The sequence below is a fragment of the Halorubrum xinjiangense genome, from assembly GCF_049604745.1.
In the GTDB taxonomy this organism is placed as follows: Archaea; Halobacteriota; Halobacteria; order Halobacteriales; family Haloferacaceae; genus Halorubrum; species Halorubrum xinjiangense_A.
The window spans coordinates 807,037-832,315 of the sequence record NZ_CP187140.1 but is presented as its reverse complement, the minus strand read 5'-3'; the positions used below and the strand labels follow the sequence as shown (position 1 = coordinate 832,315).

General features: G+C 69.5%; 25 protein-coding genes. 14 read left to right on the top strand and 11 right to left on the bottom strand.

Annotation, left to right across the window (positions count from 1 at the left end; all coding sequences use genetic code 11):
- Positions 1 to 7: 7 nt before the first annotated feature.
- From trpA to trpC, 3 genes are read right to left on the bottom strand one after another with little or no spacing between them, the layout of a single operon-like run.
- Complete coding sequence (gene trpA, locus ACOZ35_RS05165) at positions 8 to 862, bottom strand: tryptophan synthase subunit alpha (protein ID WP_424015375.1); 855 nt, start codon at positions 860 to 862, stop codon at positions 8 to 10.
- On the bottom strand, positions 863 to 2,167 hold the full coding sequence (trpB, locus tag ACOZ35_RS05160) for a tryptophan synthase subunit beta (protein ID WP_424015374.1): 1,305 nt from the start codon (positions 2,165 to 2,167) through the stop codon (positions 863 to 865). It lies immediately after the preceding gene.
- Positions 2,164 to 2,994 carry an indole-3-glycerol phosphate synthase gene (gene trpC, locus ACOZ35_RS05155; RefSeq protein WP_424015373.1) on the bottom strand — a complete coding sequence of 277 codons (831 nt, stop codon included), beginning with the start codon at positions 2,992 to 2,994 and terminating at the stop codon, positions 2,164 to 2,166. Before trpC ends, trpB begins: the two co-directional genes overlap by 4 nt.
- Positions 2,995 to 3,127: 133 nt before the next feature.
- Between trpC and ACOZ35_RS05150 the strand changes: the two genes are divergently transcribed.
- Positions 3,128 to 3,592 (top strand): MGMT family protein, encoded by a 465-nt coding sequence (locus ACOZ35_RS05150; protein WP_424015372.1) that lies wholly within the window; start codon positions 3,128 to 3,130, stop codon positions 3,590 to 3,592.
- Positions 3,593 to 3,620: 28 nt separating this feature from the next.
- Here the strand turns inward: ACOZ35_RS05150 and cmk are convergent, their stop codons facing one another.
- A complete protein-coding gene (gene cmk / locus ACOZ35_RS05145) occupies positions 3,621 to 4,235 on the bottom strand; it encodes a (d)CMP kinase (protein WP_424015371.1) in 615 nt (204 codons plus the stop codon).
- Positions 4,236 to 4,327: 92 nt separating this feature from the next.
- Here cmk and ACOZ35_RS05140 point away from each other — a divergent pair, with 92 nt between their 5' ends.
- A complete protein-coding gene (locus ACOZ35_RS05140) occupies positions 4,328 to 7,279 on the top strand; it encodes an ATP-dependent helicase (protein ID WP_424015370.1) in 2,952 nt (983 codons plus the stop codon).
- A gap of 18 nt (positions 7,280 to 7,297) precedes the next feature.
- On the opposite strand, the gene ACOZ35_RS05135 is transcribed toward ACOZ35_RS05140, so the two are convergent.
- Both ACOZ35_RS05135 and ACOZ35_RS05130 read right to left on the bottom strand, forming a co-directional pair.
- Positions 7,298 to 7,486, bottom strand: coding sequence for a hypothetical protein (locus ACOZ35_RS05135; RefSeq protein WP_424015369.1), 189 nt, complete (start codon positions 7,484 to 7,486; stop codon positions 7,298 to 7,300).
- A gap of 111 nt (positions 7,487 to 7,597) precedes the next feature.
- Positions 7,598 to 8,578, bottom strand: a complete 981-nt coding sequence (locus tag ACOZ35_RS05130) for a formyltetrahydrofolate deformylase (protein WP_424015368.1) — start codon at positions 8,576 to 8,578, stop codon at positions 7,598 to 7,600.
- A 180-nt stretch (positions 8,579 to 8,758) separates the two neighbouring features.
- Here ACOZ35_RS05130 and purS point away from each other — a divergent pair, with 180 nt between their 5' ends.
- Positions 8,759 to 9,010, top strand: coding sequence for a phosphoribosylformylglycinamidine synthase subunit PurS (purS, locus tag ACOZ35_RS05125; protein WP_008442483.1), 252 nt, complete (start codon positions 8,759 to 8,761; stop codon positions 9,008 to 9,010).
- Complete coding sequence (purQ, locus tag ACOZ35_RS05120) at positions 9,007 to 9,684, top strand: phosphoribosylformylglycinamidine synthase I (RefSeq protein ID WP_424015367.1); 678 nt, start codon at positions 9,007 to 9,009, stop codon at positions 9,682 to 9,684. Before purS ends, purQ begins: the two co-directional genes overlap by 4 nt.
- 14 nt (positions 9,685 to 9,698) lie before the next feature.
- Here the strand turns inward: purQ and ACOZ35_RS05115 are convergent, their stop codons facing one another.
- Positions 9,699 to 10,100 (bottom strand): SHOCT domain-containing protein, encoded by a 402-nt coding sequence (locus ACOZ35_RS05115; protein WP_424015366.1) that lies wholly within the window; start codon positions 10,098 to 10,100, stop codon positions 9,699 to 9,701.
- A gap of 151 nt (positions 10,101 to 10,251) precedes the next feature.
- On the opposite strand from ACOZ35_RS05115, the gene ACOZ35_RS05110 reads away from it, so the two are divergent.
- From ACOZ35_RS05110 to ilvD, 4 genes are all read left to right on the top strand, one after another.
- Positions 10,252 to 10,644: a VOC family protein gene (locus ACOZ35_RS05110; protein ID WP_424015365.1), complete on the top strand. Its 393-nt coding sequence runs from the start codon at positions 10,252 to 10,254 to the stop codon at positions 10,642 to 10,644.
- An 8-nt stretch (positions 10,645 to 10,652) separates the two neighbouring features.
- Positions 10,653 to 10,961: a MarR family transcriptional regulator gene (locus tag ACOZ35_RS05105; RefSeq protein ID WP_424015364.1), complete on the top strand. Its 309-nt coding sequence runs from the start codon at positions 10,653 to 10,655 to the stop codon at positions 10,959 to 10,961.
- A 77-nt stretch (positions 10,962 to 11,038) separates the two neighbouring features.
- Positions 11,039 to 12,121, top strand: a complete 1,083-nt coding sequence (locus ACOZ35_RS05100) for a type I restriction enzyme HsdR N-terminal domain-containing protein (RefSeq protein WP_424015363.1) — start codon at positions 11,039 to 11,041, stop codon at positions 12,119 to 12,121.
- 82 nt (positions 12,122 to 12,203) lie between these two features.
- Complete coding sequence (ilvD, locus tag ACOZ35_RS05095) at positions 12,204 to 13,994, top strand: dihydroxy-acid dehydratase (protein ID WP_424015362.1); 1,791 nt, start codon at positions 12,204 to 12,206, stop codon at positions 13,992 to 13,994.
- 408 nt (positions 13,995 to 14,402) lie between these two features.
- Here the strand turns inward: ilvD and ACOZ35_RS05090 are convergent, their stop codons facing one another.
- Entirely contained in the window at positions 14,403 to 14,657 is a 255-nt protein-coding gene (locus tag ACOZ35_RS05090) for a hypothetical protein (RefSeq protein WP_424015361.1), read from the bottom strand.
- A 175-nt stretch (positions 14,658 to 14,832) separates the two neighbouring features.
- Here ACOZ35_RS05090 and ACOZ35_RS05085 point away from each other — a divergent pair, with 175 nt between their 5' ends.
- Positions 14,833 to 15,417 carry an NYN domain-containing protein gene (locus ACOZ35_RS05085; protein ID WP_424015360.1) on the top strand — a complete coding sequence of 195 codons (585 nt, stop codon included), beginning with the start codon at positions 14,833 to 14,835 and terminating at the stop codon, positions 15,415 to 15,417.
- 414 nt (positions 15,418 to 15,831) lie between these two features.
- Here ACOZ35_RS05085 and ACOZ35_RS05080 read toward each other — a convergent pair whose 3' ends face one another.
- Positions 15,832 to 16,491 carry a S26 family signal peptidase gene (locus tag ACOZ35_RS05080; RefSeq protein WP_424015359.1) on the bottom strand — a complete coding sequence of 220 codons (660 nt, stop codon included), beginning with the start codon at positions 16,489 to 16,491 and terminating at the stop codon, positions 15,832 to 15,834.
- A gap of 141 nt (positions 16,492 to 16,632) precedes the next feature.
- On the opposite strand from ACOZ35_RS05080, the gene gcvT reads away from it, so the two are divergent.
- Positions 16,633 to 17,817 (top strand): glycine cleavage system aminomethyltransferase GcvT, encoded by a 1,185-nt coding sequence (gene gcvT / locus ACOZ35_RS05075; protein WP_424015358.1) that lies wholly within the window; start codon positions 16,633 to 16,635, stop codon positions 17,815 to 17,817.
- 55 nt (positions 17,818 to 17,872) lie between these two features.
- On the top strand, positions 17,873 to 19,615 hold the full coding sequence (locus ACOZ35_RS05070) for a formate--tetrahydrofolate ligase (RefSeq protein ID WP_424015357.1): 1,743 nt from the start codon (positions 17,873 to 17,875) through the stop codon (positions 19,613 to 19,615).
- A 56-nt stretch (positions 19,616 to 19,671) separates the two neighbouring features.
- Here the strand turns inward: ACOZ35_RS05070 and moaC are convergent, their stop codons facing one another.
- A complete protein-coding gene (moaC, locus tag ACOZ35_RS05065; RefSeq protein WP_424015356.1) occupies positions 19,672 to 20,205 on the bottom strand; it encodes a cyclic pyranopterin monophosphate synthase MoaC in 534 nt (177 codons plus the stop codon).
- Positions 20,198 to 21,670 (bottom strand): NAD(P)H-hydrate dehydratase, encoded by a 1,473-nt coding sequence (locus tag ACOZ35_RS05060; protein ID WP_424015355.1) that lies wholly within the window; start codon positions 21,668 to 21,670, stop codon positions 20,198 to 20,200. The genes moaC and ACOZ35_RS05060 overlap by 8 nt, the downstream gene beginning before the upstream one ends.
- A gap of 256 nt (positions 21,671 to 21,926) precedes the next feature.
- Between ACOZ35_RS05060 and ACOZ35_RS05055 the strand changes: the two genes are divergently transcribed.
- The 3 genes from ACOZ35_RS05055 to ACOZ35_RS05045 all read left to right on the top strand — a co-directional run bounded on the left by ACOZ35_RS05055 (position 21,927) and on the right by ACOZ35_RS05045 (position 25,276).
- Positions 21,927 to 22,991: a glycosyltransferase gene (locus tag ACOZ35_RS05055; protein ID WP_424015354.1), complete on the top strand. Its 1,065-nt coding sequence runs from the start codon at positions 21,927 to 21,929 to the stop codon at positions 22,989 to 22,991.
- Entirely contained in the window at positions 22,992 to 24,728 is a 1,737-nt protein-coding gene (locus tag ACOZ35_RS05050) for a DUF2070 family protein (RefSeq protein WP_424015353.1), read from the top strand.
- Positions 24,729 to 24,811: 83 nt separating this feature from the next.
- Positions 24,812 to 25,276: a hypothetical protein gene (locus tag ACOZ35_RS05045; RefSeq protein ID WP_424015352.1), complete on the top strand. Its 465-nt coding sequence runs from the start codon at positions 24,812 to 24,814 to the stop codon at positions 25,274 to 25,276.
- The last annotated feature ends 3 nt before the right edge of the window (positions 25,277 to 25,279 follow it).

The window sequence follows — 25,279 nt, the reverse complement described above, 5'->3', positions numbered from 1 at the left end:
TTTCGGCTCAGGCGGACTCGACCGTCCCGGCCCGCGAGCGGTAGCCGCGCTCCGCGCCGTCCTTCAGTTCGCGGGAGAGCGCCTCCAGTCGGTCAGCGACCTCAGCGGTCGACAGGTCCTCGGTGACGCCCTCGGCGACCACGTCGACGAGCGCCGAGCCGACGATGATCCCGTCGGCGCCGCCCGCGACGATGCGCTCGGCGTGGTCGCCGGTCGAGATGCCGAATCCGACCGCCTTCGGCACGTCGTACTCCCGGAGTCGGTCGAGGCTCTCCGTGGTCTGGTCGGAGACGTCGTCGCGGGCGCCGGTGGTCCCGAGCCGTGCCTGAACGTACACGTACCCCGACACGCGGTCCATGAGGCGGTCGAGGCGGTCCGCGCGCGTCGTCGGCGCGACGATGAAGACGAGGTCGAGCCCGAACTCGTCGCACGCCTCGCGCAGCGGGTCCGCCTCCTCGGCCGGCAGGTCCGGGACGACGAGGCCCTCGATGCCGGCCGCGGCGGCGCGCTCGACGAAGGGACGGGGGCCGGTCTCGTCGCCATATTGGTAGATGAGGTTGTAGTACGTCATACAGACGAGCGCGGCGTCGACGTCCAACTCCTCCGCGAACGCGAAGAACCGCTCCGGGGTCATCCCAGCGTCGAGCGAGCGGACGAGCGCCTCCTGGATCGTCGACCCCTCCGCGATCGGCTCGGAGAAGGGGAGGCCGAGCTCGATCACGTCGGCGCCGCCGCGGTCGAGCGCCTCGACGTACGCCTTCGACGACTCGTAGTCCGGGTCGCCGACGACGAGGTATGGGACGTAGGCGGGGCCGTCCGCGAAGGCGGCGGCGATGGCCTCGGAGTTGCCCGTCTCCGCCATTCAGATCCCCTCCGTGAACATCGACATGTCGGGCGCGTTCGGGAGGTCACGCTGATCGGTTTCCTCGATGGCTGCGTCGAGGTCCTTGTCGCCGCGCCCGGAGACGTTCACGACGACGCGCTCGCCCAGTTCCTCGTGGTGTTCTTCGAGGAAGCCAAACGCGTGGGCCGTCTCCAGCGCGGGGATGATCCCCTCGGTGTTCGAGAGCCGGTGGAACCCCTCCAGCGCGGCGTCGTCGTCGACGGCGACCGGGCTCACGCGCCCCTCGTCGACGAGGTACGCGAGCTCCGGCCCGACGCCGGCGTAGTCGAGCCCGGAGGACACCGAGTGGCTCTCCATGATCTGGCCGTCCGAGTCCTGGAGGAGCTTCGTCCGCGCGCCGTGGAGGACGCCCTCCTCGCCGGCGTACAGCGACGCGGAGTTGGGCGCAACGCCCGCCTCCTCGTCGACTTCGAGCGTGGAGCCGCCGGCCTCGACCGCGTGGAGCGCGACCGACTCGTCGTCGACGAAGTCCGCGAACGTCCCCATCGTGTTCGACCCGCCGCCCGCGCAGGCGACGACATCGGTCGGGAGCCCACCCGTCTTCTCGATCGCCTGCTCGCGGGCCTCCTCGGAGATGACCGCCTGGAAGTCGCGGACCATCACTGGGAACGGGTGCGGACCGACGATCGACCCTATCACGTAGTGGGTGTCCTCAACGGTCGCCGCCCAGTCGCGCATCGTCTCGGAGATGGCCTCCTTCAGCGTGCCGCGGCCCGTCGTCACCGGCTTCACCTCAGAGCCGTTGAGCTTCATCCGGAACACGTTGGGGCGCTGGCGGTTGATGTCGCGCTCGCCCATGTAGATCGTACAGGGCATATCGAGGTGCGCGGCCGCCATCGCCGTCGCGGTGCCGTGCTGGCCGGCCCCGGTCTCCGCGATGATGCGCTCCTTGCCCATGTACTTCGCCAGCAGGACCTGCCCGAGCGCGTTGTTCAGCTTGTGCGCGCCGCCGTGGAGGAGGTCCTCGCGTTTGAGGAACACGTCCGTGTCGTAGCGCTCCGAGAGTCGGTCGGCGCGCTGGAGGGGCGTCGGTCGCCCGCCGAAGTCCGCGAGGCGCTCCCGGAACTCGTCCATGAACCCGTCCTCGTTGTCGAGGACGTAGCGCTCGTAGGCGTCGGTCAGCTCTTCGATCGCAGGCATCAGCGCCTCCGGGACGTACTGGCCGCCGTAGCGGCCGAACTTCCCGTCGTCGCGGCCGCGCTCGCGGCCGGGGCGTCGTGAAAGCTCTCCAACCTCGCTCGTCGATGATTCGGTCTCGCTCATGTGGGTGTCTCCGTGGTGTCAGTCGTGTCGTCGAGTGTCGGGTCCGCGTCTTCGTCCGTCTCCGCCCGCACCAGTTCGCGCGTGTTCGCCTCCACGTCGCCGTCCATGATGGCGCTGCCGACGAGCAGGGCGTCGGCGCCCGCCGCCCGCATCCGGCGGACGTCCGCGGGCGAGCCGATGCCGCTCTCGGCGATCAGCGTCACGTCGTCGGGGACGCGGGGCGCCACGGACTCGAAGGTTCCGAGGTCGACGACAAGTTCGGCCAGATCGCGGTTGTTCACACCGATAGTCGTCGCGCCCGCGTCGAGCGCGCACTCCAGCTCCTCGCGGTCGTGGACCTCCACGAGGACCTGAAAGCCGCGGTCGCGGGCGGCCGCGAGCAGGTCCGGGAGGTCGTCGCCGACGAACCGGGCAATCAGGAGGACGACGTCGCTCTCGACGGCGTCCAGTTGGGCCTCGTCGACGACGAAGTCCTTTCGGAGGACCGGCACGTCGACTGCCTCGCGCACGCGTTCGAGCGTGTCAACGCTCCCGCCGAAGTGCTCCGGCTCGGTGAGCACGCTCAGCGCGGCCGCCCCGCCGGCGACCATCCCCTCCGCGAGCGCGACCGGGTCGTCCTCGCGGCTGCCCTCGGTCGTCGGGCTCGTCGGCTTCACCTCGGCGATCACCGGAACGCGCCCGTCGGCCTCGGCCCGGTCGAACGCGGCCGAGAGGTCGCGGGGGGAGACCGAGACGGCCTCTCCGGCCCCCGCGGCCGCGTCAGCGCGGTCCCGTGCGGCGACCAGGATCGATCTGACCGCCGGCGCCAGCTCGTCTGGATCGTCCATTACTATACACTAATGTACGTATCTGTTCATAAGGCTTGCGGGGGGACCGGACCGACCCACTCGGCTCCCGGCCGGCGGCGCGAACCGGTCTTGCGGGAGACATTTTAAGTGATCAACCCTACCAATGAAGGGTATGAGTGTATCGGGCACGTCCGGCGTTTTCGCCCGCGAGTTCGACGCGATCGACCGGACAGTCCAGATAGGTTTCGCGGGGGGCCGCGTCATCTCGGTGTCGTTCCCCGACGAACCGCCCGGGGACGCCGACGGCGAACACGACCTGTTGGACCGGATCGGCGCGTACCTCGGCGGCGAGCGCGACGAGTTCGCCGAGGTGGCGCTCGGCCTCACCGTGCCGACGGATCAGCGAGAGGTGTTGGAGGCGCTCCGGAGCGTCCCGTACGGCGAGGAGATCTCCGTGAGCCGACTGGCGCGGCTCGGCGGGTTCGACCCCGACGACCCTGACGACTTAGATACCGTGACCGGCGCGCTCGACGACAACCCGATCCCCGTCCTGCTGCCGGACCACCGGGTGAGCGGCGGGCCGTACGCGACGCCGGGCGACGTTCGGAGCGCGCTCCGGCGCGTGGAAGGAATATAAGCCGACGGCACCGCCGCGAACGCGTCGGTCAGATATCGAAGTCGGGCGTGTCGAACGCGCCCTCGTCGGCCTCGACGTCATAGCGCTCGATTCCGGTGAGCGCGAGATCGAGCGTCGCCGCGGCGTCCCACCGGCCCGTGTTGATGACGAGGTCGTAGATGGAGCGGTCCGACAGGTCGACGCCGTAGTAGGACTTGTATCGCTGCTCCTCGATGACCTCGCGGACCTGCATCTCCGAGGTCATCTCCTCGCGGCCGGCCGTGCGGTCCGCGCGGACCTCGTCGGGTGCGTCGAGCCAGATCCGGATGTCGGCGCGGTTGCCGGCGATCCAGCCCGCGAGCCGCGACTCCAGCACGAACGCCTTGTTCGCGGCGCCCCACTTCTCGGCGATGCGGCGAAGCCGGCGGTCGAGCGCGCGGTCGATCTCCTCGGATTCGCCGGTCTCGGCGATCAGCTGCGAGAGGCTCATGTCCCGCTCGGCGGCGATCTCGCGGAACAGTTCGCCGCCGGAGACGTAGCCGCAGTCGAGCGCCTCGGCGATCCCCTCGACGAGCGTCGTGGCCCCGCAGCCCGGCGGGCCGGAGACGGTGACGAACAGGTTCCGGTCGATCCGTCGGTCGGGCTCCGGCGAGGTGCCGCTCATACGTGTTGCGCCACGGATGGCCGCCGGATAAACGGGTCGGTTGCGCGAATTTCCGCGGAGCCGACGCAACCGATTTCCCTTCCCGAGCCCTCGTGATCGCCGTGAGCGAGACCACGGATCGCGGCGACGAGGCCGCCGCCCGGGCCCTCCTCCGCGACGCGGTCGAGCGCGGCGCGATCGCGGACCCCGACTTCGACCCGGAGACGGTCCCGATCGCCGACGCCGACGTCCTCGCGCGACTCTCGCCGCCGGTCCGTCGCTGGTGGGTCGAGCGGTTCGGCGGGTACGTCGGCGAGAACGGCGGCTTCTTCACCCCGCCGCAGCGCGAGGCGATCCCGCACGTCGACGACGGGGAGAACTGCCTCGTCGCCGCGCCGACGGGCAGCGGGAAGACGCTGGCCTCCTTCCTCGCGGTCCTCGACGACCTCTTCGCGCGCGACCGCGCCGGGGAGCTGGACAACTCCGTCTACTGCCTGTACGTCTCGCCGCTGAAGTCGCTCGCGAACGACATCGAGCGCAACTTGGAGGCTCCTTTAAATGGTATCGGCGAAGCGGTGGCCGCGGCGGAGGTGGGCGACGGCGACGCGACGGGAGACTCCGACAACCCCGATGACGCCTACGACCCCAGCGTCAGACAGGCGATCCGCCACGGCGACACCTCGAAGGCGGACCGACAGGCGATGCTCTCGGAGACGCCGCACGTGCTCAACACCACGCCGGAGACGCTGGCGATCCTGCTCAACTCGCCGAAGTTCAAGGAGAAACTCCGCACCGTCGAGTACGTGATCGTCGACGAGATCCACTCGCTGGCCGCGAACAAGCGCGGGACGCACCTCTCCGTGTCGCTGGAGCGCCTGACCGAGTTGGCGCGGAACGGTGAGCGGGAAGGAGAGACCGAGATCACCCGGATCGGCTGCTCGGCCACCGTCGAACCGCTCGACGGGATCGCCTCGTTCCTCGTCGGGCGCGAGCGCGTCGCCGGCGAGATCGGTGAGGTTGACGGGTTCGAGACGCGCGCCTGCGAGGTGGTCGACGCGCGGTTCGCGCGCGAGTTCGACCTCGAACTCCGGACGCCCGCGGCCGACCTGATCCACACGCCGCGGTCGGCGGTGACCGATCGCTTCTACGAGTCGCTCCGCGAGCTGATCGAGTCTCACGAGAACACGCTGGTGTTCACGAACTCCCGGTCGGGCGCCGAGCGCACGCTCCAAGAGCTCCGCCAGCGGTTCGACTACGACGAGTCGGACTCCGGGTGTCACCACGGGAGCCTCGGCGAGGCCCAACGGACGCGCGTCGAGGAGGGGCTGAAGTCGGGCGAGCTCGACGTGGTCACGACCTCCACGAGCCTGGAGCTCGGCATCGACATGCCCCACCTCGACCTGGTGGTCCAAGTGGGCTCGCCGAAGTCGGTCGCCGCCCTGCTCCAGCGCGTCGGGCGCGCGGGCCACAGCCCGGGCGAGACGGTCGAGGGGCGCGTGTTCGCGCTCGACCGCGACGAGCTGATCGAGTGCGCGACGCTGCTCGCCCGCGCCGAGGACGGGTTCGTCGACCGCGTGTTCCCGCCCGAGGGCGCCTACGACGTCGCCGCCCAGCATGTCTACGGGATGGCGATAAACCGGATCCGGCCCGACCGCGAGATTCGGGAGGTACTGCGCCGGGCGCACCCGTACCGCGGCTTCGACGACGCCGCCTACGAGCGGCTGTTCCGGTACCTCACCGGCGACTACGACGGACTAGAGGCGAAGAACGTCTACCCGAAGGTGTGGCGCGACGCCAACGACCCGCCTGACGGCGAGCACCACTACCCCGAGTTCCCGGTCGGCGAGACGCTCGTCGGGAAGCGCGGGCGGCTCGCGCGGGTCATCTACATGACGAACGTGGGGACCATCCCGGACTCGTTCACCTGCGACGTGTTCACGCGCGACGACGAGTGGGTGGGTACCCTCGACGAGTCGTACCTCGACACGCTGGACTCGGGCGACGTGTTCGCCCTGGGCGGCGAGCGGTTCGCGTTCCGCTACCGACGCGGCTCGAAGGTGTACGTCGACCGGACGAGCGAGCGCCCGACCGTCCCTTCGTGGTTCGCCGAGCGCCTCCCGCTGTCCGCGGACCTCGCTCGCGAGGTGCTCGCGTTTCAGGCGGAACTCCTCGACCGGCTGGCCGGTGACGGTCCGAACGCGGGGCCGGCCGCGGTGCGCGCGTGGCTCCGAGAGTTCCCCCTCGACGAGAACGCGGTCCGCGCGCTCGCCCGCATGTACGACGAGCAGGTCCGGTACGCGGGCCCGGACTCGGTCTCGACGCCCGACCGCATCGTCGTCGAGGAGGAACTCGACCGCAACGAGTACAAGCGTCGCTTCTACGTCCACTCGATCTACGGCCGCCGGTTCAACGACGGCCTCTCGCGGCTCGTCGCGGCCGCGGTCGCGAACCGCACCGACGCGAACGTCGCGGTCGCGGTCGCGGACCGCGGGTTCTCGCTGGCGCTCCCCTTGAACCGCAAGGTCGACGTGGCGGGAATTCTAGCTGACCTCGACCCGGAGACCGTCCGCGAGGACCTCCGCGAGGCCGTTCAGGGGACGGACCTGCTCCAGCGCTACTTCCGGATCAACGCCGGGCGCGCGCTCCTCATATTAAAGCGGTACAAGGGGTACGAGAAGTCGGCCGCCGAACAGCAGGTCTCCGCCGAGATGCTGCTGTCGTTCGCGGCGGATCTGGAGGAGTTCGCGGTGTTAGAGGAGACGTACCGCGAGCTGCTGGAGGACCGGCTGGACGTCGACGGGATCCGCGAGGCGGTCGGGCGGATCGCGACCGGCGACCTGACGGTGGAACACCGCGTCGTCGACTCGCCGAGTCCGCTCGCGTTCGGGCTGGCGACGCTCGTCGACTCCGATACCGTCATCGCCGACGACGAGTCGGCCGTCCTCCGCGAGTTCCACGCCCGCGTGATGGAGGAGATCGGCGAGACGCCGCGGAGCGCCGGGAGCGAAGAGGCCGGTGACCGCGGCGTCGGTGACCGCGATGCCGAACCGCCCGCGGACCGCTGACCGGACTGAGACGGCGGATTACGGCCTGAGCGGCTGGGTCGGGATCGGGTCGGGAAGCCCGTCCAAGATCAGCGTTGTGTAGTGGAGGAAGACGACCAGCGCCGCGAGCGACAGCAACAGCAGGAACAGCAGGACCAACCGCTCGTCGCTGCGGACGACCGCGGCGGTGTCGGCGAGGAAATCCGTCCGCGGGCGACGGCCGATCATCGTTGACAGTTGCGGTCGCGTCCGCTTAAAAGTGACCGCTAGAGTGGCCGAGTCGGCCGAGTTGGACGAGTTGGGCGAGTTGGCCGAGCCGACCGACTCGCTCGCGGCCGCTCAGTCGTCCGACGGCGACACGGGTGACCGGCCGAGCGGCTCGCCGTCGACGGGCTCGTCGGGGTTCGCGTCGACGGCGGCGTCACTCAGCCCGAACTGGGCGTCGATGTCGGCGTCCTCGCGGACGTGGACGGTGCCGCGGTGGACTGCGATGGCGTCCGCGAGGTGGAGCCGGACCGCGTCGAGCAGCACCTCGGCTTCGAGGGGCTGCCCGCGGCGCTTGATCTCGTCGACGTCGGCGCCCGGCGGCACGTCGAAGGCGCGCTGGGCGATGACCGGGCCCTGGTCGAGATCGGTCGTGACGTAGTGGGCGGTGACGCCCGCGATGCGGACGCCGGCGTCCTTCGCCTGCCGGTACGCCTCCGCGCCGGGGAACGCCGGCAGCAGCGAGGGGTGGACGTTGATGATCCGGCCCTCGTATCGGAAGACGACCTCCGGCGAGAGGATGCGCATGTAGCGGGCCAGCGCGATGAGGTCCACGTCGTACTCGGCCAAGAGGTCGAGCAGGCGCCCCTCGTCGGTGTTGCCGTTGCCGTCGCCCACGTCGTAGAACGGCTTGTCGTAGCGCTCCGCGAGCGATCGGAGGTCGCCGCGGTTACCGATGACGACTGGAATCTCCGCTTCGGCGCCGTCGTCGGCCAGCTCGCCGTTGGCCTCGGCCTCCAGCAGGGCCTCGGGCGCGTGCGTCTCCTTCGTGACGAGCAGCGCGACGCGTCGCGCGTCGCGGTCGCTCGGGAAGCGGACCTGGATGTCGACGTCGAGCTCGCGGCCGAGCTCGGCGAGCGCGCGGCGGAGCTCGCCGCGGGAGGTCTCCATCTCCGAGGCGTCGACGCGGGTCGTCATCCGGAAGACGCCCTCGCGGACCGCCTGATCTAAGTCCTCGATGTTGATTCCCCGCTCGAACAGCAGGGAGGTGACCCGCGCGATGAGTCCGGTCTTGTCTCCTCCGACGACCGTGATCTCGGTCAGTTCGCGGGTCATGCGACGATCACCTCCGCGGGTTCGAGCGGCTGCATACACCCTTCCCAACAGGCGGAGGGGTTTGCCCCTTTCGTTCCGCGCGGTCCCTGCCTCCCGCAGGAACGACCGATCTGTATCCACGAACGTGCCCATAAACGGCGTTCCAAAACGGTTTTTACACACGACTCCGCACCAACGGGTATGACCGCGTACACGGCGACGGTGACGGTCCGGCTGAAGCGGGGCGTCCTCGACCCGGAGGCCGAGACGACCCAGCAGGCCCTCGAACGGCTCGGGTTCGAGCTGTCCGACCTCCGCTCGGCGGACCGGTTCGAGGTCGACCTCGACGCCGCCGACGCCGACGAGGCGGCCGCGCGCGCCGACGAGATGGCCGAGCGGCTGCTCGCGAACCCCACGATCCACGACTACGACGTCGCGGTCGCGGAGCGATGACCGTTTCAGTCGTCCAGTTCGGCGGCTCGAACTGCGACCGCGACGCCGTCCGCGCCCTCGACCACCTCGGCGTGGACGCCGAGCGCGTCTGGCACGAGGACGGCCTCCCCGCCGATGCCGACGGAATCGTCCTTCCCGGCGGCTTCTCCTACGGCGACTACCTCCGCGCCGGCGCGATGGCCGCCCGGGCGCCGATCATGGAGGAGGTCCGCGCGGCGGCCGACGACGGCGTCCCCGTAATCGGCATCTGTAACGGCGCGCAGATCGGCTCGGAGTCCGGACTCACGCCCGGCGCGTTCACCACGAACGCTTCCGCGCGCTTCCAGTGCGAGCCGGTCCACCTGCGCGTCGAGCGCGCGGACACGCCTTGGACCGCCGCCTACGACGAGGGCGACGTCATCGAGGTCCCCATCGCGCACGGTGAGGGTCGCTTCGAGATAAGCGAGGACGCCCACGCCGACCTCGTTGCCGACGACCGCGTGCTCTTCCGCTACTGCGACGCCGACGGGAACGTCACGGAGGGCGCCAATCCGAACGGCTCGACGGACAACGTCGCCGGCGTCCTGGGCGAGCGCGAGACGGTCGCCGTGCTGATGCCGCACCCCGAGCGCGCCACGCTCCCGGACCTCGGCCGCAGCACCGACGGCGCGGGGATCCTGCGGGCGTTCGCCTGAGCGGACTCACAGGCCTACCGCGTTCGCTCCGCATCCCCGGTCAGATCCGATCCGGCGCCCGGTCCCGTGCCGGGCCCGTCAGTCCCTTCACGCTCCAGTTCGCGTTCCAGCGCTCGCTCGAACTCTCCCTCCGTGAGTTCGCCGTCCGCGTAGCGCCGCTGGAGGCGCTCGACCGGGGTTTCGTCGCTCCGGGCCCGGGCCGGACCGTCGCCGGTCTCCGCCGTGAGGGCCCGTATTCCGACGACGCCCGCGGCGAGCAACGCTCCGACGGTGAGCAGCGCGAGGAGCGGAACGAGGAACGTCGCGCCGCCTACTCCGCCAGCCATCCCCGAACCTGCCATCCCCGAACCTGCCATCCCCGAACCTGCCATCCCGCCCATCAGGGGCGCGGTCGCGAGGGTTTCGAGAGTAGCCATGTATAGTATTTACACTTCTATGAATAAATACTCCGCGGCCGTTTGTGCCCCGCGAGACCGCGCCGACGCCGGTCGGCACGCTGCCGGGCGTTCGGGGACGGGCGCCGTTCCGCCCCAACGGCTTTTGCGGCTGGACGCCGAAATGACGAGCGTGAACGCGCGACACATCGACCACGTCAACCTCCGGATCCCCGAGGACGGTGCCGACGACGCCCGCGAGTTCTACGGCGAGCGGCTCGGGTTCGGCATCGAGGACGCGCTGTACGCGGCCGACGAGAAGCCGTTCTTCGACGTGCGGCTCTCGGCGACCGCCGTGATCCATCTCTGGCCGACCGACGAGTTCGAGCGGCCGACGAAGACGAACTACGACCACGTCGCGGTCGTCGTCGAGGAGTCGGTCGACGAGATTGAGGCCGAGCTGGCCGAGGCCGGCGTCGAGGTCGAGAAGACGCTCGACTCGCCGCTCGGCGCGACCGGCGAGGCCGGCGCGGTGTACGTCCGCGACCCGTTCGGCTACCGGGTGGAACTGAAGGCGCGGGTCTGAATCTCTCTATGGACGAAACACAGAATAGTACGGAACGGATCGTACTGTTCCTTGACGAAAGCGACGATCGCGCGTGGAAGGCGGCGACGATCGCCGAACGACTCGATCTGGAGACGGACGCCGTTAGTGCGATCCTTTCCCGATTGAAAGAGCGTGACCTCGTCCGTCACAAGGGGTCGTTCTGGACAATCACCGATGACGAAGAACGACTCCGAGCCGCATACCGACTCCACCGACACCACAAAAACGCAGACGGTCAGTACGGCGAGGAACGCTTGGAAGAGATAGAAACGGAAGACATGGAAGTGGTTTCGTGACTGTAATCCTACGCTGTCACCTGAACGGTTAGCAACGTTTCACTTTTAAGAGGGTGCGCACCAGAGATTTCGAAAAGATGGACGAGGAGACGGTGTCGGACTACGTCGAACGCTCCCTGTCGCTCGTCGAGTCGTCTCCGCAAATGGACGAGCAGAACACGCGTTCTCGGTTGATTGATCCATTTATAAGAGATGTTCTTGGATGGGACTTCTACTCCACGGAAGTCGAAATGGAATACTCGGTCCAGATGGGGTCTTCAAAAAAGAAGGTCGACTACGCGCTGTTCGCCGACGGTTCTCCGGCTCTGTTCGTCGAAGCGAAAGGCTGTGACACGCCGATCACCGACGCGTACGCCGACCAACTACGGAGCTACATGCGACAAGAGTGGGTGGACTGGGGGCTACTCACGAACGGAAAGACGTTCGCCGTGTTCCGGCTTAAAAAAGATGGCGCTACCCCCGACGTGGAACACCTCGGAGAATCTGCCCTCGCCGACCTCACCGCGAACGACTGGATGCTCGCCGCGCTCTCGAAGGATTCGATTCAGTCGGGTGCCTCGACGGAGATTTATCAGCGGGTGGAGCGTCGACGGCAAGCGATTTCGACGCTGTCCGAAGAGAAAGACGACATCGCGGATTCGATCCGTGAAACGGTCGTCGATCGAGTCGGCGAAGTTGTCTCCCAACCGGCCGAGTCGCTCTCAAAGACGCTCGTCGACGATTTGATCGCGGAATTGGAACGAGATCAGAATGACAGTCGGGTGGACAGTGAAGATCATGCCCAGTCGTCGACCCCCACGAAAACCACCGGACCTTCGGACGCATCTGGATCGTACGTCGTGGAACTCATCACCGAAGCTGGGTCAACGTTCGTCAGCGGTGAGAGCCAGTCAGACGTTATGGAGGAGGCCGTGGATTACCTCATCGAAAATCACAGTCTGATCGAAGCGTACGCGCCGCTTCCGTACGTTCCCGGACAGAAAATTGCGATGCTGAACGACGAGCCGAACCACCCGAACGGCGACGAGATGCGAACGTACCGCCAGGTCGGTGACGACTACTACGTCTACACATCGTTAAATAAGCGAGACAAGAAACGGCATCTCCGCAATTTTGCCGACGCCTGCGGTGTCGACATAGACTTTACAGGCGAGTGGTAACCCCGCCCCGAACCTGTTCGCCCCACCGAGCAACCCTCGCCCCGACGCGGCCGTTTAAGACCCCCGAGCGACAGGGTCGGGTATGAGCGAACAGCAGCCGAAATCCGACGACGACGAGCGGCGGCGTCGCCGGGAGGACGTGGGTAGATTCGCCGGCGGGAAAGACGAGAGCCTGCGGAGCAGAGACGTGACGGAGGGGCCGGACAAGGCGCCGCACCGCGCGATGTTCCGCGCGATGGGGTTCGACGACGAGGACCTCTCCTCGCCGATCATCGGCGTGCCGAACCCGGCGGCCGACATCACGCCGTGTAACGTTCACCTCGACGACGTGGCGGACGCCGCGCTCGACGGGATCGACGCCGCGGGCGGGATGCCGATCGAGTTCGGGACGATCACTATCTCCGACGCCATCTCGATGGGGACCGAGGGGATGAAGGCGAGCCTCATCTCGCGAGAGGTCATCGCGGACTCCGTCGAGCTCGTCTCCTTCGGCGAGCGCATGGACGCCCTCGTGACCGTCGCGGGCTGCGACAAGAACCTTCCCGGGATGATGATGGCCGCGATCCGGACGGACCTCCCCAGCGTCTTCCTCTACGGCGGCTCGATCATGCCCGGGCAACACGACGGGCGCGACGTGACGATCGTCCAGGTGTTCGAGGGCGTCGGGACGTACGCACAGGGCGACATGGACGCCGACGAGCTCGACGACCTGGAGCGCAACGCCTGCCCCGGCGCGGGCTCCTGTGGCGGAATGTTCACCGCGAACACGATGGCGTCGCTCTCGGAGGCGCTCGGGCTGGCGCCGCTCGGGTCGGCCTCCCCGCCCGCCGAGGACGAGGAGCGCTACGCGGTCGCCGAGCGCGCCGGCGAGCTCGCGATGGACTGCATCGAGAACGACCGCCGCCCCTCCGACATCCTCACGCGGGAGTCGTTCGAGAACGCGATCGCGGCCCAGACCGCGATGGGCGGCTCGACGAACGCGGTGCTCCACCTGCTCGCGCTCGCGGCCGAGGCCGACGTCGACCTCTCGATCGAGGACTTCGACGAGATCTCGCGGCGCACGCCGAAGATCGCGGACCTCCAGCCCGGCGGGAGCCGCGTGATGAACGACCTCCACGAGGTCGGCGGCGTGCCGGTCGTGCTCCGGCGCCTGCTGGAGGCCGACCTGCTCCACGGCGATGCGATGACCGTCACGGGTCGGACGCTCGCCGAGGAGATCGCGGAGCTGGAGGCGCAGGGCGACCTCCCCGACGACAACGAGATCGAGGCCGACTTCCTCTACACCATCGATGAGCCGAAGGAAGAGGAGGGCGCCATCAAGATCCTCGACGGCAACCTCGCGCCGGACGGCTCGGTGCTGAAGGTGACCGGCGACGACGAGTTCTACCACGAGGGGCCCGCCCGCGTGTTCGAAAATGAGGAGGACGCGATGGAGTATGTCCAATCCGGAGAGATCGAGTCCGGCGACGTGATCGTCATCCGCAACGAGGGGCCCCGCGGCGGTCCGGGGATGCGCGAGATGCTCGGCGTCACCGCGGCCGTCGTCGGCGCGGGCCACGAGGACGACGTGGCGCTGCTCACCGACGGCCGGTTCTCGGGCGGCACCCGCGGCCCGATGATCGGCCACGTGGCGCCCGAGGCCGCCGCGGGCGGCCCGATCGGCCTCATCGAGGACGGCGATTACATCACCGTCGACATCCCCGAGCGTGACCTGACGGTCGACCTCTCCGACGAGGAACTTGACGAGCGCCGCGAGGCGTGGGACGCGCCCGAACCGCCCTACGAGGGCGGCATCCTCGCGAAGTACGGCCGCGACTTCGCCTCCGCAGCCGACGGCGCGGTGACGAACCCGCGGCTCACCCGAGACTTATAAGCGAGCCGGGCGCCCCTTTTGCGGATTTTAGTTATGCTGTGGCGCGCGCCTCCGAGCGGCCGCCCTCGGCGGCCGCGAGGAGCGCGTGCGAGGGACGCCGCGAGCGACCGGAGGGAGCGAGCGGCGAGGCTGGGGAGGCGTGAGGCTGCCGTGCTGGGCGGGACTCAAAGGGGCAGTTGCGAGGACGGCGCAGACGACGTAAGCACCGCAGCGAGCAGCGCGAGCGAGGAGCGCAACGAGTGTGCGCCGTCCTCGCGGCTGGGGCTTTGGAGGTGTTCACCGGCGATCCGTTGGCAACGATTTAAAGCCGAGAGACCGGGATTTTGGAGGCGAGTTCCACAGCGCAGTCGATCACTTATTACAGAGGATAGCAATAAATCCGAAATTCCGTGTTCAGAGCCACTCGGTTTACTCCCCGCTCACTCCACCGTCGGTCTGTGCGGTCCGGACCGACTCGGCGCGCCAGACGTTGCTGCGGCGGCCGGCGCGCGACAGCTCCATCTTCACGACCGAGCCCACCGGCAGGTCCGCGACGCGCTCGCGGGCGTCCTCGTCGGCGTACTCGACGACGTGGAACGTCTCGTTGCGCGGATGGGCACGTACCGTGGTACATTCGTGATCGTTCTGTGCGGAAATGACGGTGTACGCGTTCGATTGTGACATCTTATCTCCGTATAGCTGGACATCCTACTTCAAATCTCCGTATATTCACTACGGTCGTGACCGAAGTCGTAATACGGATATAAGGTCTTGAAGTTCCGAAGCGATCGGGACCGAGTCGAGGATTGTCGTTCAGCGGAATCACCATACCTATTTCCGGCGACGGCGAAGGCCAGTCATGGACCGAGGCGACGGGCCGGAGAACGAGACGAACGCCGGCGGCGAGACCGCCGCTGACGACGTGACGGACGCAGACGGCGTGACGGACGCGGACACCGGCGGCGTGGCGCTGTTCGTCGACGGGCCGAACGTGTTGCGCGAGGAGTTCGACGTCGACCTCGACGACGTGCGGCGGGCCGGTGAGGCCGAGGGACCACTCGTAACGACCCGGCTCTACCTCGACGAGCACGCGACGCCGGGGCTGATTCAGGCCGCGGAGGCACGCGGCTTCGAGGTCGTGATCACGAGCGGCGACGTCGACGTGAAGCTCGCGGTCGACGCCGCTCGGTTCGCGGCCGAGGGCCGGATGGACACCCTCGCGATCGCCTCCCGCGACACGGACTTCAAGCCGGTCGTCGAGACCGCGAACGGCTACGGGATCCGAACGCTCGCCATCGCGCCCGGCGAGTTCGGCCGCTCGGACGCGCTCCGGAACGCCGCCAACGGCTCCGTGACGCTCGACGGAGACGAAGTCGACGGCGAGGGCGACGTGGCCGAAAACGACGGCGACGAGACGGGCACCGAATCGGCCTCGACGCGATAAGGATTGAAACACGGTGTCGACGGCGATTATTTATAAACGAATGGTGGTACCGCGGTGAACGCTTCTGAAACCCCAGCTGCTCATTTATGTATTTTTTATATGGGATCGCCGGGGAACACCTCCAAAGCCCCAGCCGCGAGGATTCGCGCGACTCGCTGCGGTCCTCAGTCGGTCGCTGGCACTCCCTCCTTGCGGTCCTTGCGTCGTCGTGCTTCGTCCTCGCGGCTGCCCCTTTGAGCCCCACCCGACCGCGACCGCACAGCACCTCACACCTCCCCAGCCTCGTCAGTCGCCTCCGCTTCGCTCCGGCGACTGACTCCCTCGCACGCGCTCCTCGCGACCGCCGAGAGCGGCCGCTCGGAGGCGCGCGCCAACCGCACCGGTTTTATAAATAACCGCTATCGCCTGTCTGCGTCACCGCCGTCTCCCCCGCCGAAGCCAACCCAGAAGCAGCGCACCGACTCCCCCCGCGAGTCCCGCGAAGCCGACGAGGACGACGCCGGTCGCGACGCCGCCGTACCGCGCGGCCGCCGCGTCGACCCCCACCCGAATCCAGCCGAGGTTCGGCACCGCGAACAGCGCCTTGCCGGCGATCCACTCCTCGGGGACGACCGGCGCGATGCCGGCGCTCTGGTCGTACAACTCGTTCGCGTCGCCGTACGTGACGTACCCGTCGTACGGTGCGGGACAGGTCGTCAGCTCCCCGCAGTCGCCGGCGAGGAGCGCCGGGTCGGCCCGCTCCGTCCAGTCCTCGCCGGCGTCGACCGGGAACGCCAGCCGGTGGAACACCGGCCTCCCCCCGACGCCCGGCACGGTGTAAACGACCACGTCGCCCGTCTCGCCGAGGCGCGTCGGGGCGTCCGAGTCGGCCGCGGTCGAAAGGTCGCCCCACGGCGCGCGGTCGGTCGCCGTGACGACGACGAGGTCACCGCGCTCGACGCCGGGCGCCATGCTGCCGCTCTCGACCGCGACGAACGGGGGCCACGTCCCGACGAGCGCGCCGAGCAGGACCGCGATCAGAAGGACCGCGACCGCGGGCGCGACGAGACTGCGATCGGGGCGACGGCTGCTCACGCCCGATACGGGGGCCGGCGACCGCTTGAGGCTGTCGCCCGAGTCGCTCCGGCGGAGTCGTCGACGACCGCCGGATCCGACGGCGGGGCTCCCCTCCCCCGATGCCACAAAGGCTTAGGCGCGTCCGAGTGAGGTGCGAATATGACCGATCGCCTCCCTCCGCTCCACGGATCTCACGACGCGCGCGGCGCCAAGTTCACCGACTTCGGCGGCTGGCAGATGCCCGTCGAGTTCGACTCGATCCAGACCGAACACGCCGCAGTCCGCGAGTCCGTCGGCGTCTTCGACGTCTCGCACATGGGCGAGATCGAGGTCGCCGGCCCGGACGCGACCGATCTCATGAACCGGCTCACGACCAACGACGTGGGCGCGCTCGACCCCGGCGACTCCCAGTACGCCGCGATCACGAACGAGGAGGGCGTGATGCTCGACGACACGGTCGTCTACCGGCTGCCCGACGGGACCACGGCCGGCGAGGCGGCCGCGTCGCTCGCGGCCCTAGAGGACGCCCACGACGGCGACCTCGACGCGCCCAGCGGCGACCCCGCCTACCTCTTCGTGCCGAACGCGGGCCACGACGGCCAGATGTACGACCGCTGGACCGCCCACCGCGAGGAGTGGGACCTCGACGCGACCGTCGCGAACGCCACCGACGACTGGGCGATGCTCGCGGTCCAGGGCCCCGACGCGGCCGACGCGCTCGACGAGGCCACGCCCCGCGACCGCGTCGTCGACCTCTCGAAGTTCGAGGCGACGTCGGCGGCCGTGGCGGGGGCGGAGAGCTGGGTCGCACGCACCGGCTACACCGGCGAGGACGGCTTCGAGGTGATGTGTCCTGCCGACGCCGCCGAGTCCGTCTGGGACGCGTTCGTCGACGCGCCGCGCGAGGCGCAGCCGTGCGGACTCGGCGCGCGCGACACGCTCCGCACGGAGATGGGCTTTCTCCTGTCCGGACAGGACTTCGACCCCGAAAACGAACCCAGAACGCCCTACGAGGCCCGAATCGGCTTCGTCGTGAAGCTGGACACGGAGTTCGTCGGTCGCGACGCCTTGGAGGCCCAGAAGGAGGAAGGCGTCGACGAAAAGTTCGTCGGCGTCCGCCTCCGCGAGCGCGGCGTGCCCCGCGGCGGCTACGCGGTCACCGACGGCGACCTCACCCGCGTCGGGAAGCTGACCTCCGGGACGATGAGCCCGACGCTCGACGAGCCGATCGGCCTCGGCTACCTCCACGAGACGTACGCCGACGCCGGCACCGAGGTGAGCGTCGTCGTGCGCGGCGACGAGAAGCGCGCCGAGGTCGTGATCCCGCCGTTCCTCGATCGGTGAGGATAGTCACCAAATCACGGGCAACCCTCATGAGACCGGCCTGAGAAGCGCCGGTATGGCATCGACGGATCCCGCAAGCGACGCGACCGGCGCACCGGAGTCCGACCTCGCCGTCGCGCGAGCGACCGATCCCCGCCCGATCGAGGACGTCGCGGCCGATCTGGGGCTCTCCGCCGACGACGTCGAGCGCCGCGGCGACGGCGTCGCGAAGCTCACGCACGCGGCGGTGCGCGAGGCCGTCGGCGGCGAAGCGGGCGCGGCCGACGGGGCGAGCGCGTCCGACGGGACGACCGTCCTCGTGACCGGGATGTCGCCCACCCCGAAGGGCGAGGGGAAGACGGTCACGACCGTGGGGCTCGGCCAGGGCCTCGCTAAGCTTGGCGAGCGAACCGCGGTCGCCGTGCGCGAGCCGTCGCTCGGCCCCGTCTTCGGGATCAAGGGCGGCGCGGCCGGCGGCGGGTACTCGCAGGTGCTGCCGATGGAGGCGATCAACCTCCACTTCACCGGTGACATCCACGCGCTGACGGCGGCGCACAACCTCCTCGCCGCCGCGCTCGACAACCACCTCCACCAAGGGAACGACACGGCGGTCGACGCGCGGCGGGTCCACTGGCCGCGCGCGCTCGACGTCAACGACCGCGCGCTCCGCGAGACGGTCGTCGGCCTCGGGGGGACCGCGAGCGGCGTCCCCCGCGAGGACGAGTTCGTGATCACCGCCGCCTCGGAGCTGATGGCGGTCCTCGGGCTGGCGTCCGACCTAGAGGATTTAAAAGCGCGAATCGGTCGCATCGTCCTCGCCGTCGACGCGGACGGCGAGCCGGTCACCCCGGCGGACCTGGGCGTCACGGGCGCCGCGGCCGCGCTGCTCCGCGACGCCTTCCGGCCGAACCTCGTCCAGACGGTCGAGGGCGTCCCGGCGTTCGTCCACGGCGGCCCCTTCGCGAACATCGCGCACGGGACGAACACGCTCGTCGCGGACCGGGTCGGCGCCGCGCTCGCCGACTACCTCGTCACCGAGGCCGGCTTCGGCGCCGACCTCGGCGCGGAGAAGTTCGGGAACATCGTCGCGCGAGAGGGGATGGTCCCCGACGTCGCGGTCGTGGTCGCCACCGTCCGCGGCGCGAAGCGCCACGGGCTGGAGATGTGGCCGACCGACTTCGACGCGCTCGGTTCACCGGACCCCGACGCGGTCCGGGCCGGCGTCGACAACGTCGCGAAACACGTCTCGATCGCCGAGTCGTTCGGGATCCCGACGGTGGCCGCGATCAACGTGTTCGGCGACGATACCGAGGCCGAACTCGCGGCGCTGGAGGAGGCGATCGCGGACCGCGGGATCCCGGTGGCGCGCTCGACCGCCTACCGCGACGGCGGCGCCGGCGCGACCGACTTGGCCGAACTCGTCCGCGAGCGCGCCGGGACGGGGTCGTACGCGCCGCTGTACGAGACGGACGCGCCGATTCGGGAGAAGATCGAGACCGTCGCCCGCGAGGTGTACGGCGCCGCGGACGTCGAGTACGTCGACGGCGCGGCAGACGACGTCGAGCGCGTCGAGCGGTGGGGGTACGGCGACCTGCCCGTCTGCGTCTCGAAGACGCCGTACTCGCTGTCCGACGACGCCGCGCGCACCGGCGTCCCCGAGGGGTGGACGCTCACCGTCCGCGAGGTGACGCCCTCGGCGGGCGCCGGCTTCGTCGTGGCGAAGACCGCCGACGTGATGACGATGCCGGGCCTTCCCGCCGAGCCGGCCGCCGAGGACATCGACGTCGACGCCGACGGCGACGTGACCGGGCTGTTCTGAGGCGTCGACGCTCGCCGGGCCTTTAAGCTGACTGCGCTCGCGTCCCGTCGATCGCCCTACTCCCCGACCGTCTCCTTCCGCTTCTCGACGACCTCGACGTCCGAGATCCGCGTGTCCGGATACCCCCCGTCGGCGTCCTTCTCGGCGGCCTTCACCATGTCCCAGACGGTGTTGAGCCCGGTCGTGACGCCCTCCAGCGCCTCCATCTCGCAGCCCGTCTTCCCTGTGGTCTCGACCGCGACCGTCAGCTCGATCCGGTCGTCGCCGACCGCGAACTCGGTGTCGACGTTCGTGATCGGGATCTGGTGGCACATCGGGATCGTCTCCCAGGTGTGTTTGACCGCTTGAACCGCGCCGATCCGGGCGGTCGCGAGCACGTCGCCCTTCTCGACCGCGTCCGCCTCGACCGCGGCGACGGTCTCCGGCGTCAGCCGGATCTCGCCGCGGGCGACCGCGCGCCGGCTGCTGTCGGGCTTCGCGCCCACGTCGACCATCTGGACGTCGCCGGACTCGTCGGTGTGGGTCAGCGCGTCCGTCCCCGCGGACTCCGCGCTCGGTCCGCCGGCCCCGCCGCCTTCGTCCTCACTCATTACGCATCGCCTCCGGCAGCCGGTCGGGTAAGTCCGTCGCCACCAGTCCGCTCCCGTTCGCCTCCGCGGCGGCGTCGCCCGCGCGCCCGACGACGTACGCGCCGACCGCGGCCGCGTGAAACGGGTCGGTCACGGCCGCGAGCGCGCCGACCGTCCCCGCAAGCACGTCCCCCGTCCCGCCGACGGTCATCCCGGGGTTGCCGGTGCGGTTCAGCCGCACGTGGTCGCCGTCGGATATCACGTCGACCGCGCCCTTCACGAGCAGCGTGTGGCCCACCTCGGCCGCGAACTCGCGGACCAGTTCGGCGCGCTCGTCCGGGCCTTCAGCCGTCTCGCCGCCCATTCCGACGAGTTCGCCTTGATGCGGCGTACAGATCAGGTCGGCGCCGGTGTCGACGTCGGGGACGGTCCGGAGCGCGTCCGCGTCAACGACCGCGCGCCCCTCGAACGCCGTCAGGAACTCGCGAACGAACGCCTCGGTGCCGTCGCCGCCCCCGAGCCCCGGTCCGAGGACGACGACGTTGTTCTCGGCCGCGAGCGACGCGACTCGCTCGGCGTGGGCGGGGCCGACGCGGTCGCCCGGGAGCCCGTGGACGATCAGGTTCGGCGAGAACCCCTGGACCGCGCCGGCGACGGACTCGGGACACGCCACCCGGACGAGGTCGGCCCCGGCGCGGAGCGCGGCGAGCGCGGACAGCGTCGGCGCGCCGGTGTACGGTCCCCCGCCGACGACCAGCACCTCGCCGTTCTCACCCTTATGCGAGTCGGGGTCGCGGCCGAGTCCGAGCAGGTCGCCGGGCCCGGTAAACCGCTCCGCTGCGGCCGGGATCCCAATGTCGGCGACCGTGACCGCGGCGTCGAGCGAGTCCAGTCCGGGCTTCTCGTCGTGGAACGTCACCACGCGGTCGGCGCGTACCCTGACCGAATCCTGGCCGCCCGTCGGGTCGCCCGTGTCGGCGTCGATCCCTGATGGAACGTCGACCGCAACCACCGTCGTGTCGCTCGCGTTGATCGCTTCGGCCGCGGTTCGTTCCGGCTCTCGGAGGCCGCCCGAAATTCCGGAGCCGAGCATCGCGTCGACGACGGCGTCGGGGGTAGCGCCGTCGGACACGCCATCCTCGATGCCGGTGAGGTCGAAGCTCCGAGAGTCGGTGACCGTCTCGGTCGAGATCTCGGCGCTTTCGAGCGCGTCCCAGTTCTCTCTCGCGATGTCGGTTCGGATCGTCTCGGGGCGGCCGAGCAGGTGAACCGCGACGTCGTATTCGTCGAGGAACCGCGCCGCGACGAGCGCGTCGCCGCCGTTGTTCCCGCGGCCGCAGACGAGCGCGACGGTCGCGCCCGGCTCCGCGACGGCTCGCACCTCGCGGGCGACCGCGTTGCCGGACGACTCCATCAGCTGTTTCCGGGGCACGCCGAGCGCGGCCGCGTTGGCGTCGACGGCCGCCATCCGGTCGGTCGTGATCATGGCAGGCGGTTCGAGCGCCGACGGATTAAGCGGGCGGGGTCGGGGCGCGCCGCCGCTGCCGGCCCCAGAGCGCCGTCTCCGGAAATGAAAATGTTGAAGCGGTCAGGTAGTGAAGTCCGCGAATGACCGTGGTACTCGCAGTAGCCGTCGGCGCGGGCGACGACCCGAGCGCCGCCCCGACCGGCGCAGTCCCCGCCGACAGGCCCCTCTGCGGCGCCCCCGGCCGCCCCCAACCCCCCAACCGCCAGACGCGACCATGAACATCGGCTTCTTCACCGACAGCTACTTCCCCGGCATCGACGGCGTCACCTACACCATTCAGGCGTGGCGCGACCGCCTCGAGTCCCGGGGCCACGACGTGTACGTCGTGTACCCGGAGAGCAGCCACGAGCCCGACGCACGCGAGATACCGGTCCCCTCGCTGCCGAACCCCTTCTACCGACAGTATCGCCTCCCGACCTACCGCCGCCTGTCGACGCTCCCCGACCTCGACGTCGTCCACTGTCACGGCCCGGCGTCGACCGGCCTCATGGGGCTCCGCTACGCGAAGCGGTACGGCGCGACGTCGGTGTACACGCACCACACCCCCGTCGAGGACTACTTCGTTCAGGGGCTCAAGTCGGAGCGGCTCGCCTCACTCGCCGGGCGGGCGTACGTGGCCTACGAGAACCGCTTTTTGAACGCGTTCGACTGCGTCACGGCCTCGACCTCGCGGATCCGCCGCGACGTGAAGCCGTACCGGCTCCCCGTCGGGATCGAGATGGACCGGTTCCGCCCGAGCGAGGGCGCGCGGGTGGCCCCGATCGCGACCGACGGCGGCTCGACCGCGGCCGACGCGCCGGTGGTCGGGTACAGCGGCCGGATGACCCACAAGAAGAACGTCGACGAGACGCTCCGGCTCGCCGAGCGGCTGCCCGAGGTACGGTTCGAACTCGTCGGCGAGGGGCCGGTCCGCGCGGAGCTTGAGGCGGACGCGCCGGAGAACGTCCGGTTCCACGACTTCCTCCCCCGCGAGGAGCTCCCCGACTTCTACGCCGCGCTTGATGTCTTCGTCACGGCGTCGACTTGCGACACGCTCGGTCTCTCGACGCTGGAGGCGAACGCCTGCGGCACCCCGGTCGCCGCCGCGGACGTGGCGCCGTTCGACGAGACGATAGGCCCCGAGAACGGCTCGCGGTTCGTGCTGGGCGACCTCGACGACATGGAACGCGCGGTCCGCGACTGCCTCGACGGCGACAGGGACACCCGCACGGCCGTCGAGCAGTATTCGGTGGAACAGACGATAGACGAGCTCGAATCGATATACGGGGTGACCGCGTAGATGGGTGCGGACAACGTCGACGCCTTTCAGCGGTTCATTTTCTCGGTGCCCTCGCTCAGGGTTCAGTCGGCCGCGCTCGTCGTGCTCAGCGCCGTGTACGCCGTCGGCACGTTCGGCGGGATCTGGCTTTTCACGCCGTTCGCGCCGGATCCGTCCCGAATCGTGCCGGTGGCCGCGCTCATCTTCCTGATCCCGTTCGTCGTCGCCGCGGAGCTCTTCCCGCGGGTCCTCGACGGCTACCCGCGGCCGTGGAGCTACTTCCTGGCGCTCACCTCGCAGTCCGTCCTGTTCGTGTACGCGCTGGTGCTCACCGGCGCGAACAACGTCGGGAACGCCTGGAGCATCATCTGGCTGAGCTTCATCACGCTGTACCTGATCAACATTCTGGTGCTCGTCGTGTCGACGGGCATCGACCGCTCCGACCGGATCCTCCTCGTGTCGCTGACGGAGCCGGCGCTGCTCATCGCCGCGTTCTACGCGCTGGGCGGCAGCGACCTCGGCTTCACGACGTACCGGCACGTGTTCGCGTTCGCGTCGCTGCTCATCGCGGCGGGCTTCCTCGTGCTGGTTCTCGTCGTCGTCGACTACCTGATCAAGAGCAACACCGACGTCTCCGCGTTCGCGCTCACCTCCGGGCTCCTTCGGAACGACCGCGAGTCGCTGGACTTGGGCGTCGAGGCCCGCCCGTCCGTGGAGACGTTCGCCGTCGACAACGGGAGCCGTCTCACGGTCGCGGCCCCGTGGGTCCATCCCGGCCCGCTCGGCGGCTTCGGCGGCGGCCAGCTGAGCGGGAACCTGATCGATGCGCTGAACGGCGGAGCGGAGACCGAGGCGGCCGAGCGCGCCGAGCCCGTGGCCGACGGGGGAGTCCAGACCGCAGCCGAGGGCGACGCCGGGTTCTTCTTCCACGTCCCGTGTACGCACAAGGAGGACCTTTCGAACCCGGCGGACGCGGAGCGGATCCTCGACGCGGTCGCCGATCCGGACCGGACTGAGCGCGCGTCTCGGCTTATCACCGAGTCCTACGGTGAGCAGGAAGGATACGCGAACGTCCGGTTCCACGGCCGTCGGCTCGGCGGCAAGCAAGTGATCGTCCTCCACGGCGAGGGGATCGACGACTACGACACCGGCGTGTTCATGCGCGACGTCGACCACGACGACGTGCTGCTGATCGACCAGCACAGACACGACATCCAGAACGGCCCCGACGTGGAGATCCAGTACGGCTCCGCCGAGGCCGACCGCCTGAAGCGCGCGTTCGACGACTTCCGCGACCGGCTCGCCGACGCGGAACTCGCCGACGACTACGCCGCCGGGTTTGCCGTGACGCGGACCGGGCAGGACGCGCTGGCGATGATCGAGCGCGTCGACGGTCAGGAGGTCCTTTGGATCGGCGTCGACACGAACGGGCTCACCCCGGACGTGCGGGCGACCGCCGACGCGTACCGCGACGAGTTCGACGCGGTGATCCCCTTCTCGACGGACACCCACGCGTCGATCCACGAGCTGGCGAACATGCGCGAGTCCGACGTCGACGCCATCGAGCGCGCGGTCGACCGCGCCGTCGACGACGTCGCGCCCGCGACGGTCGGGTTCGAAAGCCGCCGCACGGAGCCGGTGAAGCTCCTAAAAAACGACTACAACGGGCTCGTGTTCAGCGTCAACATCCTCATCCGCCTCACGCTCATCTCTCTCGTGACGCTGTACGCGCTGCTCGTGCTGTGGCTGTTCTTCTAAGAGGTCCCACGCCGCGCCGCACGCGACCGCGGATCGCCGGTGGTCGCCCGAGCGCTTTTTGCCTCCCGCCGCAACCGCGAATCGTGCCCTCGAAAGCCCTCCTCCTCGGCACGGGCCGGACCGCCGCCCGTGCGCTCGGCGCGGTCGCCGTCGCCGTCGTCGCCGCGTCGCTCCTCACCGTCCTGCCGTGGGAACCGGTGCGAACAGCCGGGCGATACGCGCTCTGGGCGGGTCTCGTCGCCGTCGCGGTCGGTACAGCGGGATACGTCGGCCGGCATCAGGGCGGCCTCCTCGTTGGATGGGCCGCCGTCTTCCTCGCCGCGGTCTGGATCTACGTGGTGCCGCCGCTCGCGGCGCTCATCCGCGGCGACGGGGTCGCTGACGGCGGCTACGCTGTGCCGCGCCCGTCAGTTGTCGGACTCGATCCGCGCGCCGAACTCTTGACCGGATTGCGGATCGGTCCGGTCGTCGCGCTCGTGCTCGCGCTGACGCTCGGGAGCGCGGCGTTCGCGCTCGGCGTGGCGCTGCGCCGGCGTTCGGTACGATAGCTC